13 protein-coding genes are annotated in these 16,994 nt (G+C 55.4%); 2 read left to right on the top strand and 11 right to left on the bottom strand.

What is annotated here, in order from left to right:
• Nucleotides 1–14: 14 nt before the first annotated feature.
• Both PMI21_RS05175 and PMI21_RS05170 read right to left on the bottom strand, forming a co-directional pair.
• The gene (locus PMI21_RS05175; protein ID WP_007940894.1) at nucleotides 15–1,208 is read right to left on the bottom strand and encodes an efflux RND transporter periplasmic adaptor subunit; all 1,194 of its coding nucleotides are present in this window, start codon (nucleotides 1,206–1,208) and stop codon (nucleotides 15–17) included.
• A gap of 49 nt (nucleotides 1,209–1,257) precedes the next feature.
• Nucleotides 1,258–2,517: a TolC family protein gene (locus tag PMI21_RS05170; protein WP_007940895.1), complete on the bottom strand. Its 1,260-nt coding sequence runs from the start codon at nucleotides 2,515–2,517 to the stop codon at nucleotides 1,258–1,260.
• A 467-nt stretch (nucleotides 2,518–2,984) separates the two neighbouring features.
• On the opposite strand from PMI21_RS05170, the gene PMI21_RS05165 reads away from it, so the two are divergent.
• Entirely contained in the window at nucleotides 2,985–3,659 is a 675-nt protein-coding gene (locus PMI21_RS05165) for a heavy metal response regulator transcription factor (protein ID WP_007940896.1), read from the top strand.
• A complete protein-coding gene (locus PMI21_RS05160; protein ID WP_007940897.1) occupies nucleotides 3,656–5,062 on the top strand; it encodes a heavy metal sensor histidine kinase in 1,407 nt (468 codons plus the stop codon). The genes PMI21_RS05165 and PMI21_RS05160 overlap by 4 nt, the downstream gene beginning before the upstream one ends.
• 90 nt (nucleotides 5,063–5,152) lie before the next feature.
• On the opposite strand, the gene PMI21_RS05155 is transcribed toward PMI21_RS05160, so the two are convergent.
• The 9 genes from PMI21_RS05155 to PMI21_RS05115 all read right to left on the bottom strand — a co-directional run bounded on the left by PMI21_RS05155 (nucleotide 5,153) and on the right by PMI21_RS05115 (nucleotide 16,988).
• The gene (locus tag PMI21_RS05155; RefSeq protein ID WP_007940899.1) at nucleotides 5,153–6,001 is read right to left on the bottom strand and encodes an aminotransferase class IV; all 849 of its coding nucleotides are present in this window, start codon (nucleotides 5,999–6,001) and stop codon (nucleotides 5,153–5,155) included.
• 51 nt (nucleotides 6,002–6,052) lie between these two features.
• Nucleotides 6,053–6,940, bottom strand: a complete 888-nt coding sequence (locus PMI21_RS05150) for a phytanoyl-CoA dioxygenase family protein (RefSeq protein ID WP_007940900.1) — start codon at nucleotides 6,938–6,940, stop codon at nucleotides 6,053–6,055.
• Between the two features lie 13 nt (nucleotides 6,941–6,953).
• Nucleotides 6,954–7,889 carry a hypothetical protein gene (locus PMI21_RS05145; RefSeq protein ID WP_007940902.1) on the bottom strand — a complete coding sequence of 312 codons (936 nt, stop codon included), beginning with the start codon at nucleotides 7,887–7,889 and terminating at the stop codon, nucleotides 6,954–6,956.
• Nucleotides 7,890–7,937: 48 nt separating this feature from the next.
• The gene (locus PMI21_RS05140) at nucleotides 7,938–11,318 is read right to left on the bottom strand and encodes an ATP-binding cassette domain-containing protein (protein WP_007940903.1); all 3,381 of its coding nucleotides are present in this window, start codon (nucleotides 11,316–11,318) and stop codon (nucleotides 7,938–7,940) included.
• 5 nt (nucleotides 11,319–11,323) lie between these two features.
• Nucleotides 11,324–12,409 carry an AraC family ligand binding domain-containing protein gene (locus PMI21_RS05135; protein WP_007940904.1) on the bottom strand — a complete coding sequence of 362 codons (1,086 nt, stop codon included), beginning with the start codon at nucleotides 12,407–12,409 and terminating at the stop codon, nucleotides 11,324–11,326.
• 25 nt (nucleotides 12,410–12,434) lie between these two features.
• Nucleotides 12,435–13,601, bottom strand: a complete 1,167-nt coding sequence (locus tag PMI21_RS05130; RefSeq protein ID WP_007940905.1) for an ATP-grasp domain-containing protein — start codon at nucleotides 13,599–13,601, stop codon at nucleotides 12,435–12,437.
• Nucleotides 13,602–14,115: 514 nt separating this feature from the next.
• Nucleotides 14,116–15,858, bottom strand: a complete 1,743-nt coding sequence (locus PMI21_RS05125; RefSeq protein WP_007940906.1) for an ABC transporter substrate-binding protein — start codon at nucleotides 15,856–15,858, stop codon at nucleotides 14,116–14,118.
• A 46-nt stretch (nucleotides 15,859–15,904) separates the two neighbouring features.
• The gene (locus tag PMI21_RS05120; protein WP_026345728.1) at nucleotides 15,905–16,177 is read right to left on the bottom strand and encodes a DUF2160 domain-containing protein; all 273 of its coding nucleotides are present in this window, start codon (nucleotides 16,175–16,177) and stop codon (nucleotides 15,905–15,907) included.
• A 10-nt stretch (nucleotides 16,178–16,187) separates the two neighbouring features.
• Entirely contained in the window at nucleotides 16,188–16,988 is an 801-nt protein-coding gene (locus PMI21_RS05115; RefSeq protein ID WP_007940908.1) for a carbohydrate ABC transporter permease, read from the bottom strand.
• Between the last annotated feature and the right edge of the window lie 6 nt (nucleotides 16,989–16,994).

The raw sequence follows: 16,994 nt of genomic DNA on the forward strand, positions 1-16,994 counted from the left end.
ATCAGTGGGAGCCTTCAATGAGAGTGCTCGGCCGAGGCTTTGCCCAATTCCGATTTGAGGACGAAGCTGCCGGCACTGGCGACTTGCACGCCCGGCTCCAGCCCTTGGGTGACTTCCACCAAGCCGGCCGCGCGACTGCCCAGCTCCACCGCTTGCGCCTTGAAGCCGTCGTCGGTGCGCACGAACACTGTGGGTTTGTCCTCGACGGTCTGGATTGCGCTTTCAGGTACGGCGACCCTGGCCTGACGACTGTCGGTCGCAACCAGCGCGGTGACGAACAGGCCGGGGCGCCACGAGCCTTGCGGATTTTCCAAGGTCACGCGGACCGTTGCAGTGCGGGTCTGTTCACCGAGCAAACTGCCGACGTAGGCTACGGTGCCGGCGACTTCGGCATTGAGTTCCGGGGCGCTGACGGTGACCGGTTTGCCCACTTGCACCTTGGTCAGATCCTTGGGCGAAACGCCGAACGTCACCCACACCCGCGACAGGTCAGAGAGCGTAAACGCCGCCGTGGTTTCATCGACCACCTCCCCCGGCGTCAGGTGTTTTTCCACCACCACACCGTCGAACGGCGCGCGCAGTTCATAGCGATTGCCGCCGGTGGCGACCACGCTGCCACTGAGCACGCTGATTTTTTGCCGCGCATTGGTCAGGGCAATTTCGGCTTCTTCCAATGCTTGGCGTGCCAGAAGGAAATCCTGCTCGGCGGAGATCTTGTCCTGCCACAGTTTTTTCTCGCGTTCGTAGGTGGTGCGCGCCAAGGTCAGGCGACGCTGCGCGGCAGCCTGTTCGCTGCGCTGATCGGAGATCTGCTGACTGGCAATCACCGCCAGCAACTGGCCCTTCTTCACCGGCTGCCCAAGATTGACCGACACCGACTCGACCACGCCGGGCACCCGAGGCACCACGTGCGCGGTACGGTCTTCGTCAAAGCGCACTTCGCCAGGGAACGGCAAGCCGAGGCTGATGTTCTGCGCCCGCGCTTCGGCCAGTTGAATGCCCGCCGCTGCGATCTGTTCAGTGCTCAGCTCCAGGTGCCCCTCTTCTGTATGTTCACCGTCGGCTGCTGCGCCTTCTTCAGCATGACCGGCGTGTTCCGCCGCTTCATCGGCGTGAGCGTCGATGGACGCATTACCCGGCCACAGCGAGCCAATACCAATGCCCAGCGCCAACGTCGCCGCAGCCACCACGATCAATTTTTTTTCCATGGAAACTCCTCTGCGCCATGCCATCGCGCAGTGATTTGAAAGATGAAATTCAAGGGCTGACGGTGAGGTCGCCGAAGATCCGTTCGATGCGTACTCGCGCGTCCGTCGCCTCGCTGACGGCCTGGATGTATTGGCTGCGTGCGCTGATCAGGGTGCGCTGGGCGTCGAGCACGTCGAGGAAGCCGAACTTGCCCATTTCGAAGCCGCGCGTGGCGCTATCGACCGCACTTTGCGCGGCGGGCAGGATGGTCTGGTTGAACGCTTCGACTTCGCCGTTGGCGGTCTGCCATTGCTCAAGGGTGGTCTGGATTTCCGTGCGCAGACGCAGCTCGGTGGCGTTGCGCAGATCCCGCGCCTGATCGCTGCGCCGGGCTGCCGCCAGCACGTTGCCCTGATTGCGGTTGAACAGCGGAATCGGCATCGACAGCCCGACCACGTTGACCCGCTCGCGCTCGGTTTCGCTGTATTGGCTGCCAATGCTCACGGTCAGGTCGGGAAAGCGTTGCGACTTTTCCAGACCCAATGAGGCCTCGCGCTGATCGATCTGCAATTTGGCCAGACGCAGTTCGGCGGTCTCGTTCAGGCGCTCCAGCAATCGGCTCGCCGGTGGCACGGTGGGCATGCTTTGCGTGGCCGCTTGCACGGTGGTCGAGGTTGGCAACGGTGCGCCCATGACCTGCGCCAATTGTTGGTAGGCGTTGGCCTGATCGCGTTCGGCGCGGCTCAGCTCCAGGCGCACTTCGGAAAGTTGCACTTGCGCCCTGGTGCCTTCGACTGGCGATGATTTACCGGCCTCGATGCGTCCTTGGGCGACGCGCAAACCGTGTTCGGCGAGTTGCAGCGACTGACGGGACAACTGCAAGCGTTGTTGCGCGGTCCGGGCGCTGTTGAACGCCTGAATCACATCGGCGCGTAAGGCATTGCGCTTGCGCTCCCATTCGATCCCGGCGGCGTCCTGCGCGCGGCTGGCGACGTCGATCCGTGCGCCACGTTTGCCGCCCAGTTCGATCGGTTGGCTGAGCATCAGCGTGGTGGTTCGCGAATCGCGCCGGGTGTCTTCAGCCTCCCATGACACTTCGGGGTTGGGGATCAGACCGGCCTGTTTGCGCTCACCCTCGGCGATGCCGATTTCCCATTGCGCAGCCGCCAGATCCGGGTTACCGGCGAATGCCGTTTGCAGGGCTTGATCGAGGGTCAGGGTCGATGCATGCACAAGACCCGTGCCGGCCAGCAACACAACGCTGGCCGTCACTGTCCTCGCTGTTTTTTTCAGGCGTGATCGCGCCGTCCGTTCTTTTAAACCGGGCAATGGAAGACTTCCTTTATTCAAGAATCTTTGATGCCGCCACGGTAGGGTTTTGAACTTATCGGCAAGGTGACTGGAACATTACAAATCCGTTATCCGCGGCATGTAGAAGTTGTTTTGATTTAGGATGCGAAGTGCGAAAGGCGACATAGCAATACATGGAAACAAATACGCGGTAGTTATCTGCCAAACAGCACTTGCCTGAATGCGGCGCATGGGCATTCGGGCTTGCCTGCTGCGGCAGGCTGTCGCAGATCGCCATTTTAAGGGCTCAAGACCTATCAATTCAGTTGACCCTGTAGCCACTACAACCTTTACCTTGCACGCCATCACACAGGGAAACCGCTGTAGGAAACCAGCAACTCACAACCTCTAGTCGTTATTCAAATCCGTCCGGAAGCCCCTACAAAAACAACAACTTTCCCGGCCACCTTAATTAAATATCCATTAAATAAAAGTGGTGATAGATCATGCGAATCCTTGTCGTCGAGGACGAGCTTAAAGCTGCCGAATATTTGCATCAGGGACTGACGGAAAGTGGTTATATCGTTGACCACGCGGCCACCGGCGCCGATGGACTGCATCTGGCGCAACAGCAGGCGTATGACCTGGTGATTCTGGATGTGAACCTGCCGGAACTCGATGGCTGGGGCGTGCTGGAACAATTGCGTCGCACCCATTCCACCCGAGTGATGATGCTCACCGCCCGCGGGCGTCTGGCCGACAAGATTCGTGGCCTGGATCTGGGTGCCGATGATTATCTGGTCAAGCCTTTCGAGTTTCCGGAATTGCTGGCGCGGGTGCGCACGCTGATGCGCCGCAGCGAAAACATCCCGGTGCCGCAGGTGCTCAAAGTCGCCGATCTGGAACTTGATCCAGGGCGCCACCGTGCCTTTCGCGGCGAGCAGCGCATCGACCTGACCACCAAGGAATTCGCCCTGCTGCACCTGCTGATGCGCCAGTCCGGCGAGGTGCTTACCCGCACTCAGATCATTTCGCTGGTGTGGGACATGAATTTCGACTGCGACACCAACGTGGTCGAAGTGTCGATCCGCCGCCTGCGGGCGAAGATCGACGACCCGTTCGACAGCAAGTTGATCCATACCCTGCGCGGTGTCGGCTATGTGCTGGAGGCGCGGGAATGAAGCCGGCCAGCCTGTCGATGCGCCTCGGCCTGACGGTGAGTATTCTCGGGGCGCTGCTGGTAGTGTTTCTGGCGATCCTGGCTTATTTCGCCCTGACCCATGAACTGAACGCGTTATCCAGGGACAGCCTGGCCCAGAAGATGGAACAGGTGGAACACAGCCTGTCGCTGTATGCCGATCCCGCAGAAATTCGTTCGGCGCCGCACATTCTGCTCGATCAAGTCATGGGCCATGACAACCTCACCCTGACGATTTATGACCGCAGTAACTTGCGCACGCCTCTGTTGAAATCCGGCTCCGGCATGGCCGACCCGCGCCTTGAACGCAAGGCAGTGCTGGCTGCCGACGAACCATTGGCGTTCTCCGACGGTACCGACGATCAAGGCAAGCACTACCTGACGGCCTCTCGGTTGGTCCGCATCAAGGACGGCACCCGCGTCCCGGTGCTGCTGTCGATGGACGATGCCCACAATCAGGCGTTGCTCAGCGCCTATCTGCGCTCGACGCTGATTGCTTTGCCATTGCTGCTGATCTTCATCGGCCTCAGTGCCTGGGCCGCCGTACAGCGGGGGCTGATGCCGTTGCGCGAGTTTCGCAAAGTGGCGGCGATGGTCTCGACGCAAGACCTCGGCCATCGGTTGTCGGTGCTCGACATGCCCCAGGAACTCAGTGAACTGGCCCGGGGGATCAACTTCATGCTGGATCGCCTCGACAATGGTGTGCAGCAGTTGTCGCAGTTCTCCGATGACCTGGCCCATGAACTGCGCACGCCGATCAACAATTTGATGGGCAAGGCACAGGTCACGCTGTCCCGGGAACGCACGGCCGAGGCGTATAAAAACGTCTTGGTGTCCTGCACCGAAGAGCTGGAGCGCGTCGCGCGGATTGTCTCGGACATGCTGTTTCTGGCGCAGGCCAGCAACCCGGCAGCGCTCACGTCCTTCGAATCAGTCGCCCTGGAAGAAGAAGCCGAGAAAGTGGCCGACCTGTTTTCCTTGTCGGCGCAAGACAAGCGCATCAGTCTGAGCGTGACCGGCAGCGCACGGGTACTGGGCGACCGCCTGATGATTCAACGGGCGATCTCGAACCTGCTGTCCAACGCCCTGCGCCACTGCCCGGCCGGGCAAACGGTTTCGCTGCACATTGAGCAAGAGCCGACTCAGGTTGCACTGGAAGTCAGCAACCCCGGCGCAGGCATCGAAGCGCAGCATCTGCCGCACCTGTTCGACCGCTTTTACCGGGTCGACAGCAGCCGCTCCCGCTCACAAGGCAGCACCGGACTGGGCCTGGCCATCGTGCGTTCGATCATGAGTTTGCATCAGGGAGTGGCCGAGGTTGAAAGCCTGCCCGGTACGATGACCGTGTTCAGACTGATTTTCCCCAAAAACGAAAATGCAATGTAGGAGCTGCCGCAGGCTGCGATCTTTGGCCAGCGATTTCGCCACGAACCTGATCGGCCGGTAAACCGGCGGGGAAGCATATTCCCCCGCCGGTTAGGACCGTGTGTGCATCACGCTCTTTCGATATTGCGTTATCAACAACTCGACCCACTGGTTCCTTTCATAATGCACACCGTCAATGCCGCTGACTTCGGTGATCTCCATTGCTGTGCCACATAAGAAGGCGCCATCAAACTGGCCCAGTTCCGAGCTTGAAATGTCACGCTGTATCACTTGCAGATCCAGCGCCGGGGCTAGCTCGTCGATAATGACATGGCGGGTGATGCCCGCCAGTGCCATTTCGGTCGTCGGTGTAACGAGTTGGCTGCCCTTTACAAAAAAGATATTGGAACCACTGGACTCGCAGACCGTATCGCTGGTCGAGAGAAACAGCACGTCGTCAAACGCCTCATCCTTATCACGGAAGCTCAAAAAACTGATCGCATAGGTGGACGAGGTTTTGGCTTGATACGGATGGCAATCGGTCGGCGCGCGTCTCCAACTGGCGGTCGTGAGCCTATAAGGTGTGGTCGCTGCCTTCGGAGCAAATGGCAGGACGAATATCACCACTTTGCTATGGCAACCTCGCCCCATGAAACTGACGTCGGCTTCGTCATAAAACACGATTATTTTAATGTACGCGTCTTGCAGCTCGTTGCGCTTGAGCAGTTCATTGCACGCCTCAGTCAGCGATGCGTTTGTGTAATGCAGGTCATGTTTGAACAAACGGGCTGACTGTTGTAATCGTTGTAAATGCTCCTCACACTTGAATACCTTACCGCCATAGCTGCGCATGCCTTCGTAGACTGAGGAGGCATAGGACAGCGAGTGTGTGACGGGCGACAAGTTCATCTGGTCATACTGGAGATATTCGCCGTCCAGCCAAGCGAGAGCCGTGGTCATAATCTATTCCCTGATTGATATTCTTATGATGTTTTAGGACGAAGTGGGACGTTAATTTTTTATGATTTCTCGCGCGGTCAGCGCGTTGTAGAACTCACCCTTGATTAAGCCTTCACCTTCATAGCTATTGGGGCGTCTACCTTGACGTTCGAGTTCTTTGATGATGGATTCGTAGTCGTCCACCGGGACGATCCTGAAGTCCATGCTGACTCGCGTCATGTTTTCCATGTTTTCTGCGGTCCCATGCAGAATCCGGGGGTCAAACATCAAGCATTGACCGTAACGAAGGTTGGTTGGCATGGCGTCAGTGCGCAGGTCGGCCATCAGTTGCGGACGTTGCTTTGCATAGTCAAAAAAAGCGCCCCGACTTTCTTTGTATTCGTCATAGGTATAACCCTGCTCTCGGGCGAAGGCTTTAAGGGTGTTGATACTGGCAGTTTTCGAGCAAACGCTGAGCGCGCCGGTATTCTTCACGTCACAAAATGGCAGCCACATGTTGATTTGTTGAAAATAATCGCCCAGCAGCGTGTCCGAGTGATGGGTGAAAAGTTCGCCATCCGGCAACCTGTATCGATCATCCAGTTTGGCGGGGATGTGATAGCGGACCAATGGGTTGTGTTCGAATACGAAATCAAACCCCAGATGGTCGCTGAGCCAATGAACAAACTTGTAATACGCCTCGATCATCGGCGTCCCGAGTGTTTGCAGAGGGTCGTGCCAATGGCCGGAGTCCTCCAGATGCTTGTCGACTTCTTCCCGGCTCAGGCATTCATGTATTTTGTTCAGCGCAAAGTCGGCTTTGAGGTTGTAGCGACTGGCCAAGGTTTTCTGAAGTGTTCCTGCTAGGTCAAAGGTCGACGTTGAGTAATCCAGTACAGAGACGCCGCTCTCTATCCTGTGAACACTGTAAAGTTGCTTGTTGATATCGAAAAATGACATTAAAAACTCCTTATTAGCTGTCTCTCGCATTTGAAAATTCATGCATCTGATGCGGGTTGCTCGTTCGGATCGGAATCAGCCAGTTCTCCAGTTCCAACACCCGGTTGGCGCCCATCCGTATCTTCATATCGATTGCTCCCCGTCCCAGGCAGTTGCTCTTGAAGCCCAGTGACTCCGCTACTTTGTACAGTTGGTAGTAATCGCTGACGTACAGGTTCAGCCCCGTCGGAACCCGGCGTCGGTCTTGACCCTGAACCAGTTGTGAGAAAACCCCACGTTGTTCATCGGCGTAACTGAGCGAGCCGTAGACCGGTGCATCGGTCGTTTTGTCGTAGTTAATTTTGATGTAGTACTTTGAACCTTCCGTCGACCGTGCCAGTGCCTGCATTGCCTCCAGCGGATAGAGGTTTTTGACGTGCTGGTATTTATCCACATTGAAGGATTGAAGAAGTGAAAACGCCGCCAGCACCTCGCTGTTCTCGGACAATTCGTCAAGACGGTATACCTGCGTATGACAGATATCCTCGGCCCGGCGCGTCAGGCGCATCATCTCTTTGTAGTGTTTCCTGCCCATGGACGTGAGCAAACACTCATCCAGGGTTCCCTCAACCTGCAAGTAGGCGACTTGCATGAAGGGCACCGGGATAATTTTTTGTTCATATTGCAGCCGCATCGAATCTGTCGATTTCTCCATGGAGGGTACTAACAGCCAATCGGCCGTGTGTGCCTCTTGTGCAAGCGAGTTCAGGTGATGCGGATCGGGGCGTTCGGAAACCGGTAGATAAAAAAAACCCGGGGCTACATAAGCCTGTTCCTCATGCAGGGCGCTGTGTTGAACCACCGTTCCTTTGAGTGTTGCTTCCCAATGGGCTATTCCACACAGGGGTAGTTGTGGGCGAGAGACACCATAGCTGATACAAAACGCATCTCGTTGCGCGTGTAACTCCATGTTTACGATCCTTGTATAACCATTCTTGGAGATTTATTCGGGGGGCTTTTATGCCGTTTTTTCAACCAGCCGCTTTTCGTGATTGAAATTGAAGTTTCTGCTGCCAAGTGCGCAAAGCTCGGGGTTGTGAGTAATGATGAAGAACAGCGTATTCGGCAGAGCGGAAATGAGCTTGTGCATCAATTGAACTTCATCCGCGCTGTTCAGCTCTGAAGTCGCTTCATCAAGGATGACGATCGCTGGAGTGTTGAGGGTCAGGTCAAGCAATGCCAGTCGTTGCAGTTCTGATTTGCTCAGGCTTATTTCACCATTCCAGGGGATGTGTTGATTAAAGCCATCCTGCAATTGCTCGACAATATCCGAGAGCCCGAGATAAGCCGCGCGTTGATTGAGTTCTTCCAGTGACGGATTGTTGAAATGCAGCGCCAATGAACCTGGTTTAAACACGGGATTGGAGGTCAGTAGCTGGACCTCTTCCGCATGCTGACGCGCCAGATACCCATCGGTATCACCCAGTGTGGATATCTGCCCTTGGCTTGGGGCCAAACTGCCCACTACGAGGTCGGCAAACGTGGATTTGCCGACGCCACTGGCACCCATGATCACTACGACTTCATTCTCATGGAACGATTGATTGAACTGTTCGAGCACCGTTGAGCCGCTGTTCGGGTTAATGAATGTGACATCGGAAAAGGACACCAACGGGGCATTCAAATCGATCTTTGTTTGCACCGGCGAAGTCCGCGACTGAAGGCCAGCACCCACCAGGCGATCAGCACTGTCCAGGACTTGCCGGAGTTCAACGAGGCATCTGCCGAGTCGTGCAAAAATCGCAATCAGGCTGTAGGAGAGACTAACTGCCAAAACGTTCGCCATGCTGACCGTACCCGTTGCATGGAAGTAAATCGTTGAAGCAACGATGGCTGACAGGAAAAACACGCCCATCAAATCCAGCTTGTAGCTATACCGGCGACGTGTTGCTGCATTGTCCAGCGAGGCAAATGCCCGAGTGGCCAGGCTGGGTGACAACCAATCCAGAATCATCGAGTTGTCATGTGCATTATCAAATCGCCCCCCCGCCCAATTCAGTGCCTGAACACGTGAAAACAATGTGGAAGTGGCGTCGATTTCCCTGGTATTGGATCGCTGCAATAACTCACCGGATTGTCTTGCTCCATACCAGTAGCAAAGACCGATGACAATGAACGGCGGCAGTACATAGAGGTTGTTCAGCATGACGTAGCCGATTGTTATCGACAGCAAGGTTGCCGCGCCAACCGTTTCCAGCAGCAATACCGGCAGAACCTCGTCGACGCGACGCTGATCCCAGGTCAGTTTGTTGTGGCTGTCACGATTAACTTCTTGAGCCAGAGTATGGTCCAGGCCTGGATTCATCAAATTCGAAAAGTAATGAATGCATTGGGTTGAGGCCACATCAATACTTTTCCTGACGGTAATCAGCGCCCCGAAAATCGACAGGACCGCACTCACTACTAAAACACTGGCCAGCCCGATCAAGGACAGCTGCAAATGTGTCGTCAGGTAACCGCTGGCAATAATGTAATCACCCGCAATGGTAAACACCTCTTTAAGGGCGAATAGCACGAGGGCTATCAACGTGATTTTCCATAGGCCGAAATCCAGAAGGCTTCTTGTGATCGACCTTGAACGTGTCGCAGTAGGTTGTGATGGCTCGGGTACAGAGTGAGGCTCTGCTTCGTCTGTCGGAAAGTCCGGGGTGAGGTTTTCGGTACAGGTCTCAGCGAGTCCGGAATGCGCTGCAAGTTGATGGGTTTTCACGTGCGCAATGCTGCCGTCCGCCACTGTCCAGATCTCATGCGCGGCCGCTTTCTCTTCCTGCTTGTCCGTTACGAAAATGACGTTGGTATCGCGCCATGGACCTTGCAGAAGTGAAACAAGCAGGCCCGCTGCGAGGTCTTCGTCCAGACCTGAAGTAGGTTGGTCAATGAATATCCACTGCGGTTGTGCGACCAAAGCTCTGGCCAACTCAAGGCGCTTTCCCTGACCTCTGGAAACATCCCAGTTGGCCTCTGCGCCATGGGTGAGTTCACCCAGGTAATCGACGCAAAAGTGCTCGGGCAAGCGAGAGAGAGCGAGCGCGCGGCAGGCCTCGTCGCCTGAAAAATCTCTGCGGTAAAGACTCAGGTTCTCGCGAAGCCCACCGGCAAATATCCACGGCTCGTCCGGAATGAAAATTGCGCGGCCGTCAACGTCGTCAAGACATTGCGCCCGTGTTCGTAGCACGGAGGTCTTGCCGCTGCCTGCGGCTCCCACGATCGCAATATGTCTGGCATGAGTGGTGGGCAGCGGTACCGGTTCGAGGGGCAATGAGTCGGCGTGACCGGCGCAAAGGAAGTATTCGATGTTTTTGTGCCCGACAAATCCTTGAGAGATGCTTTGCACAATATCCGGAATGTTATTGGCGACGGATCTCAACCCGCCAATCAATGCGATGGCCGCCAACACTCCTGGCGCATCGATGTGACCCAGATAGACAAGCTGCAATGATGCCGCACTCAGCAACGCCACAATGGGCGTCATCGTCGAGATCAAGCTGATCGCCGCCACCAGGCGGGCTGCTTGTTTCAGCGACGCTGCTTCAAGGTTTCGTTTATCTGTGTAGTCACTTATCAGCGTGGCCTTCCAGTTCTTAAGCCAGGCCTGACGTCGATTTTTTGTGGCGAACGCGCCTATCTCGATACGTTGCGTGGCGTTCAGCGACAGTTGTGCGTAGGTCATGCTCAGTCGTTGAGCCATCCAGTACACGGCCAGTGAACTGACGGCAATAACCGCCAACGCGGCCAAGGCACTGACGCCCAGAGCAAAGAAGAAGAATGTTGAGGTAAAGATGACTGTGGCGAGTGCCAGCGAGATTGTTATAAGCCCCGACCATGAAGATTCGACACGTGCCGCTTCGCGGTCAAACAGCGTGGTGAGGTTGAGTGGAGACCAGCCACCCAATGCATTGTTCTTTTTGAGCAGAAGGCGTTGTTCCACATAGGAGCGACCGCCAACACCCACCAGTTCAGCCAGAAAAAACGTGTGGTTGAGCGCCAGCCAGGCGCAGTAGGTCAGCGCCATACAGGTGGCACCGAGTGCTACGTTCGACATGATTGCCGAGTCGCCCTGTATGAGCTGCGCCAGTAATGACTTGAGGGTTATGGCGGAAACAAATGCCGCCGCGGTATGCACACCGATGGCCACTAACGCCAATACGATATCTTTTCTGAGGGCTGCAAAAATCCTGAAGTGAAGCCTTTCCTCCCCCGCTTCTTTCCCCGCATCCTGTATCGCGGCGCCACGCCAGCGCTGCCAGCGGGACGCGTGAACGCAGCGCGCACCTCGATGGCGTCCGGGGTCAGGGGTCTGAAACCATAAAATTGTGCTCAGGAATTCTGCAATCTTCATGGGGGTCAGTTGTATGCCAGTTTGGTTTTGGTGCAGGTGCCCGTTGCACGTTGCGGGTGATTAGCGCAGGCGATGTCGGCGAACCGATCACAAAGCAGCGTGATCATGCCCCAACCTTCGCTCAGGGCTTCACGCAGTACTTCGATTTCCTTGGGCGATGCCTGGCTCAGCAGTTCTATTCCCATGCTGACGTGGCTGCCATCATCTTCACCGTGTTCCTGGAAGTGCGGCATGCCGGCGAATACATGGGACGCTTCGCTATGGAAAATTTCTCCGCTGCCTTCCAGCACAATGTGCATCAACAACGTCTTGACCATATCGTTTTTGTAAAGCATCTGATTCCTGAACCATTCCATCGTGGACAGGAAGGCCGCATCCCATATGGGCGAGTGATTGGTATGGCGCTGATTGCGTAGATTGTTGTTGTGTCCCAGTTCCTCAACCAAGTGTTCAAACGCGATTTTCTTGTGTGCAGGATCAAGCGTCATTGCCACACGTATATGCAGCAGGTCCTGAAACATGTCTGACCAGGTCTGTAGGCAATCGAGAAGCCTTTCGCGTACTTCGGGCTGATTGATCGACGGTGAATTGATCAGCGAAAGCAGCCGACTGTGCCTGAAGCTCTCCAGGTAACCTTCGTTATCTTTTAACAGCACATCCGCAGGATTGGCATTGACTGTTTCTTGATCCTTGAAGACAACATTCGGTTGGAGGGTGTCCTCGTACAAGGCCTTACCATTGAACTGAATGGAGAGTGCCCAGAAACCATCATTGGTGCCTTTAAAACCGTGCAGCGAGTGAGGCGGTACCAGCACCATATCGCCTGCTTCGATATCTCGTTCTGTATCGCCAAGGGTTTTTCCTGATCCGTCACAAATCAGGATCAGGCTCGCCTCGGGGTGTTGGTGAACCGACAATTCCTGGTCCTTTTCGAGCCTGACCCAGCTAAGGGCCAGCTCGCTTTTGGACGGAATGAACTGGGCCAGCGCGGGATGTTGGGAGAGTATTTTTACAATACCCAAGTCGTGTAAGGCGTCATTCACTATTACGCTATTGAGGGGAGCGATGTCGCTTCTAGAGATAACTTCCATATCGTCCTACTCCTGTTGCTGGCAATTAACTTTCGGAACTTAGTCTGTTCAGGTGATCAATGGCGGTATAGAATTTTTCGCGATCATTGCTGGCAATGACCACCAGTCCGATTTTGTCATCGTTGATGTGCGGTCTACCCAACGGGGGAATGGCTTCACCCATTACTAGCCTGATGATGTCCACTTCTTGCATGTAACCCCTGATCAGGTCCGGGTTCAGTGGTTGATAAAAAAGATGAGAGCCCGCGAATTGGTAGCGTGTCAATTGAGTCTCGGTAGTGTCTGATTCGGCTTCATGGCTATGAAGACGTAGTGTTTCTCTAAAAAGATCAACGCCTGTTGTGAGTTCAACCAACAAACCTATGTAATCGCCACCGACGCGGTTGTTGATCTCTATTAGATGGAAATCCCCATTCGCCATTGTTAGTTCAATATGGCAAGGGCCATGTGTGTGATTGATTGCGGTCAGCAGGCGCTCGCAATAACAGCTCAATTCGTTAAGTGTGTCGCTATCGAGATTGTCCGGCGAGATGATGTGCTGCTCTTCTGCGAGCGATGTTTTGTATAGTTTTTTATTCGTGACGGCGAGGACTCGGTGTTGTGAGTCGATGGTCAGTGTTTCGACACTAACCTCCCGTCCGCTCAAAAACTCTTCCGCCAACATGACGAAATCTTCCTGATTGAGTCTCTCCAGCGTATCAAGCAGGGACGCAGAGTCTTTGATGATGAAGACGTTTTCGCTACCAGAGCCCGTTGGGTCTTTTAAGACCATTCCGTTTGGATAGCCGTTGAAAAACGCTTCGACGTCCCTTCTGGTTTTACAGACCTTGCTGGCTACGGCGAACTCAGTATGTTCCAGCCTGGATCGCATCAAAGGTTTGCAGATGCATATTTCGCAGGTTTCGTAATCGATGCCTGGGATGGCGTAATGTCGACTGGCACGTGCGGCGGGTAGCAGTCCATCCTCCGTGAAGGAAAAAATGTAATCGACAGATTGAGTTTTTAGTATTTTATCCAGCTCTTCGAATATAGTGATTTCGGAAAAATCGTTGACGAGATGAATATTGTTGGTAAGCGCGGCAAGGTTTTTGCCCAGTGAATCAGGAAGTTGCAGGACGATGAAGTTAAAACCTAAACCTTCGAAATGCATGAAGGTTTCGTCATGTCCGCCTATCAGTACAATGTTTTTCATAGGGTTCCATTGTTGATGGTTAGGGGCGTTGTCGAGGCTGTTGTCTCATGCTTCCAGAATCGGCATGAGCTTGGTTTTGATGTGTGGAAATTCAGTTGCACATAACAAATTGGTTGAGTTGCTGGCGTGCGATAAGTGCTATCTATAACTGGATGTTAGCCCGATTAAAGTGAGTGGGAAATGGTGCATAAAAAAAACAGAGCATTCTTACAATGACTGAAGGGCATGCTTTAATTTAGTGAGAGATGCTTCCTAAAGGTGTGTAAGTTGTTTCCCTCAGAAATATTGATGTACGCATAGATATGTTTTCCTATAACTCAGTGATCGGACTTTAGATCCCGGGTTTTGGATAACGTCGATCCGCAGGGCTGGAGCTGCCCATTCCACACAGTGCAGTGGGAAAGGTTTACCGGTGGGTCCGGCCTATATCGCGGGCAAGCCCGCGATAGCGGAGGAACAGGCACAAAGTAAAACGGCACCTTTCGGTGCCGTTCGCGTTTCATATTACAGACGATTACTTACGCGCATCCGCCCACGATTTCAGCAGTTCGTTGTAGCTCACGGTTTCGCCCTTGGGCTTCTCGTTGGCCAGTTTCGGCTTCGGTGCGCCCGGTTGGTCGAACCAGTATTGTGCGTCGCGTTCCGGGTTCATTTTCGGCGCGCAAGTGGCCTGGGCCTTGGAGCGCTCCAGACGGGTCATGATCGCGTCCTGATCCTTGGCCAGACCATCGAGCGCCTGTTGCGGAGTTTTCTCGCCGCTGGCGGCTTCGGCGATGTGGCTCCACCACAACTGCGCCAGACGTGGATAGTCCGGCACGTTGGTGCCGGTCGGTGTCCATTGCACCCGCGCCGGGCTGCGATAGAACTCGACCAGGCCACCCAGCTTCGGCGCCAGGTCGGTCATGGCTTGAGAGTTGATGTCCGACTCGCGGATCGGCGTCAGGCCGACGATGGTTTTCTTCAGTGACACGGTTTTCGAGGTCACGAACTGCGCGTACAGCCAGGCCGCGAGCTTCTGTTTCTCAGGCGTGGACTTCATGAATGTCCAGGAACCCACGTCCTGATACCCAAGCTTCATCCCCTCTTCCCAGTACGGCCCTCTCGGCGACGGCGCCATGCGCCACTTCGGCGTACCGTCGGCGTTCACCACCGGCAGGCCCGGTTTGGTCATGTCGGCGGTGAACGCGGTGTACCAGAAAATTTGCTGGGCGATGTTGCCCTGGGACGGCACCGGGCCGGATTCGGAGAAGGTCATGCCCGCCGCTTCCGGTGGCGCGTACTTCTTCAGCCAGTCGACGTATTTGGTGGTGGCAAAAACCGCTGCCGGGCCGTTGGTATCGCCTCCGCGGGTCACGCTGGAGCCGACCGGATGGCAGTCTTCGACACGAATGCCCCACTCATCCACCGGCAAACCGTTGGGCAAGCCCTTGTCACCGCCGCCGGCCATGGAGAACCAGGCATCGGTAAAGCGCCAGCCCAGGGACGGGTCTTTCTTGCCGTAGTCCATGTGCCCGTAGACCCGCTTGCCGTCGATTTCCTTGACGTCTTCGCTGAAGAATTTGGCGATGTCTTCATAGGCAGACCAGTTCACCGGCACGCCCAGTTCATAGCCATACTTTTCCTTGAACTTGGCTTTCAGCTCCGGGCGCTCGAACCAGTCGGCGCGGAACCAGTAGAGGTTGGCGAACTGTTGATCGGGCAATTGATAGAGCTTGCCATCGGGCGCGGTGGTGAATGAGGTGCCGATGAAGTCCTTGATGTCGAGGGTTGGCGAGGTGAAGTTTTTACCTTCATTGGCCATCAGGTCAGTGATCGCCTCGGTCTTGCCGTAGCGAAAGTGCGTACCGATCAGGTCCGAGTCGTTGACCCAGCCGTCATAGATGCTCTTGTCCGACTGCATCACGGTCTGCAGCTTTTCCACCACATCGCCTTCTTGCAGCAGGTCGTGGGTGACTTTGATCCCGGTGATCTCGGTGAAGGCCTTGGCCAGCACCTTGGACTCGTATTCATGGGTGGTCAGGGTTTCCGAGACAACCTTGATGTCCATCCCGCGAAACGGCTCGGCCGCCTTGATGAACCACTTCAACTCCGCGAGTTGCTGATCGGCCGTCAGGGTGGACGGTTTGAATTCGCCGCCGATCCACTTTTTCGCAGCGTCTTCGTAGGCATCAGCCCAGGCCGATGCGCTCAATCCGCTGAGTGCCAGCATGGCTGCCAGTGAAATGCTATGTCGCAGCTTATTGTTTTTATCGAACATAAGACCTCCTTTATGGGTTTCGGAGCAACATTGCCGAGCGATTCGACTAGCCCCAACGCATCACAGCCAACAGCCACACCAGGGACAACGCGAACGCTATCCAGATGCTCCAGTCGGTGACGCCGATTACCAGCAAATGCAGGTAGGCGCTGCCGAGAAGACCGATAAACAACCGATCGCCACGGGTGGTGGTAATCGGCAGAAAACCTTTTCGAAGAATGCTTGGCGAACGCAACTCCCAGGTCGTCATGCCCACCAGGATCAAGGCAATGACGCCGAAGAACGCCGCCGTCGGGCTGGTCCAGCTCATCCATTCCATCATCAGTTCCTCATACCCGGCCCAGGGCAAAGCCCTTGGCCACATGGTTGCGAACAAACCAGATCACCAGCATGCCCGGCAGGATGGTCAACACCCCCGCCGCTGCCAGCACGCCCCAATCAATGCCGGACGCCGAGACCGTGCGGGTCATCACCGCGGCGATGGGTTTGGCGTTCACTGAAGTCAGGGTTCGCGCCAGCAACAGTTCGACCCAGGAAAACATGAAGCAGAAGAACGCCGTGACGCCGATCCCGGAGCCGATCAGCGGAACGAAAATCTTCACGAAGAACTTGGGAAAGCTGTAGCCATCGATGTAGGCGGTTTCGTCGATTTCCTTGGGAACGCCGGACATGAAGCCCTCAAGAATCCACACCGCCAGCGGCACGTTAAACAGACAGTGAGCCAACGCCACCGCGATGTGCGTGTCGAACAGCCCGATCGAGGAATACAGCTGGAAGAACGGCAGCAGGAATACCGCCGGCGGTGCCATACGGTTGGTCAGCAGCCAGAAGAACAGGTGCTTGTCGCCGAGAAAGCGGTAACGCGAAAACGCATAGGCCGCCGGCAGCGCCACGATCAGGGAAATGATCGTGTTCATGCTGACGTAGTACGCCGAGTTGAGGTAACCGGTGTACCAGCTCGGGTCGGTGAAGATCACCTTGTAGTTGGCGAAGGTGAAATCCTGGGGAAACAGCGTCAGGCCACCGAGGATTTCAGTGTTGCTCTTGAAGGACATGTTCAGCAGCCAGTAGATCGGCACCAGCAGGAACAGGATGTAGACCAGCAGCGGGATAAGCTTTCTCTTGCTCATGGCGGG

The organism is Pseudomonas sp. GM18, from assembly GCF_000282195.1.
Classification (GTDB): Bacteria; Pseudomonadota; Gammaproteobacteria; order Pseudomonadales; family Pseudomonadaceae; genus Aquipseudomonas.

Excerpts from the sequence above, each read along its gene's own strand:
- PMI21_RS05175 (WP_007940894.1), bottom strand. The coding sequence starts at position 1,208 with ATGGAAAAAAAATTGATCGTGGTGGCTGCGGCGACGTTGGCGCTGGGC.
- PMI21_RS05165 (WP_007940896.1), top strand. The coding sequence starts at position 2,985 with ATGCGAATCCTTGTCGTCGAGGACGAGCTTAAAGCTGCCGAATATTTG.
- PMI21_RS05160 (WP_007940897.1), top strand. The coding sequence starts at position 3,656 with ATGAAGCCGGCCAGCCTGTCGATGCGCCTCGGCCTGACGGTGAGTATT.
- PMI21_RS05155 (WP_007940899.1), bottom strand. The coding sequence starts at position 6,001 with ATGACCACGGCTCTCGCTTGGCTGGACGGCGAATATCTCCAGTATGAC.
- PMI21_RS05150 (WP_007940900.1), bottom strand. The coding sequence starts at position 6,940 with ATGTCATTTTTCGATATCAACAAGCAACTTTACAGTGTTCACAGGATA.
- PMI21_RS05145 (WP_007940902.1), bottom strand. The coding sequence starts at position 7,889 with ATGGAGTTACACGCGCAACGAGATGCGTTTTGTATCAGCTATGGTGTC.
- PMI21_RS05140 (WP_007940903.1), bottom strand. The coding sequence starts at position 11,318 with ATGAAGATTGCAGAATTCCTGAGCACAATTTTATGGTTTCAGACCCCT.
- PMI21_RS05135 (WP_007940904.1), bottom strand. The coding sequence starts at position 12,409 with ATGGAAGTTATCTCTAGAAGCGACATCGCTCCCCTCAATAGCGTAATA.
- PMI21_RS05130 (WP_007940905.1), bottom strand. The coding sequence starts at position 13,601 with ATGAAAAACATTGTACTGATAGGCGGACATGACGAAACCTTCATGCAT.
- PMI21_RS05125 (WP_007940906.1), bottom strand. The coding sequence starts at position 15,858 with ATGTTCGATAAAAACAATAAGCTGCGACATAGCATTTCACTGGCAGCC.
- PMI21_RS05120 (WP_026345728.1), bottom strand. The coding sequence starts at position 16,177 with ATGGAATGGATGAGCTGGACCAGCCCGACGGCGGCGTTCTTCGGCGTC.
- PMI21_RS05115 (WP_007940908.1), bottom strand. The coding sequence starts at position 16,988 with ATGAGCAAGAGAAAGCTTATCCCGCTGCTGGTCTACATCCTGTTCCTG.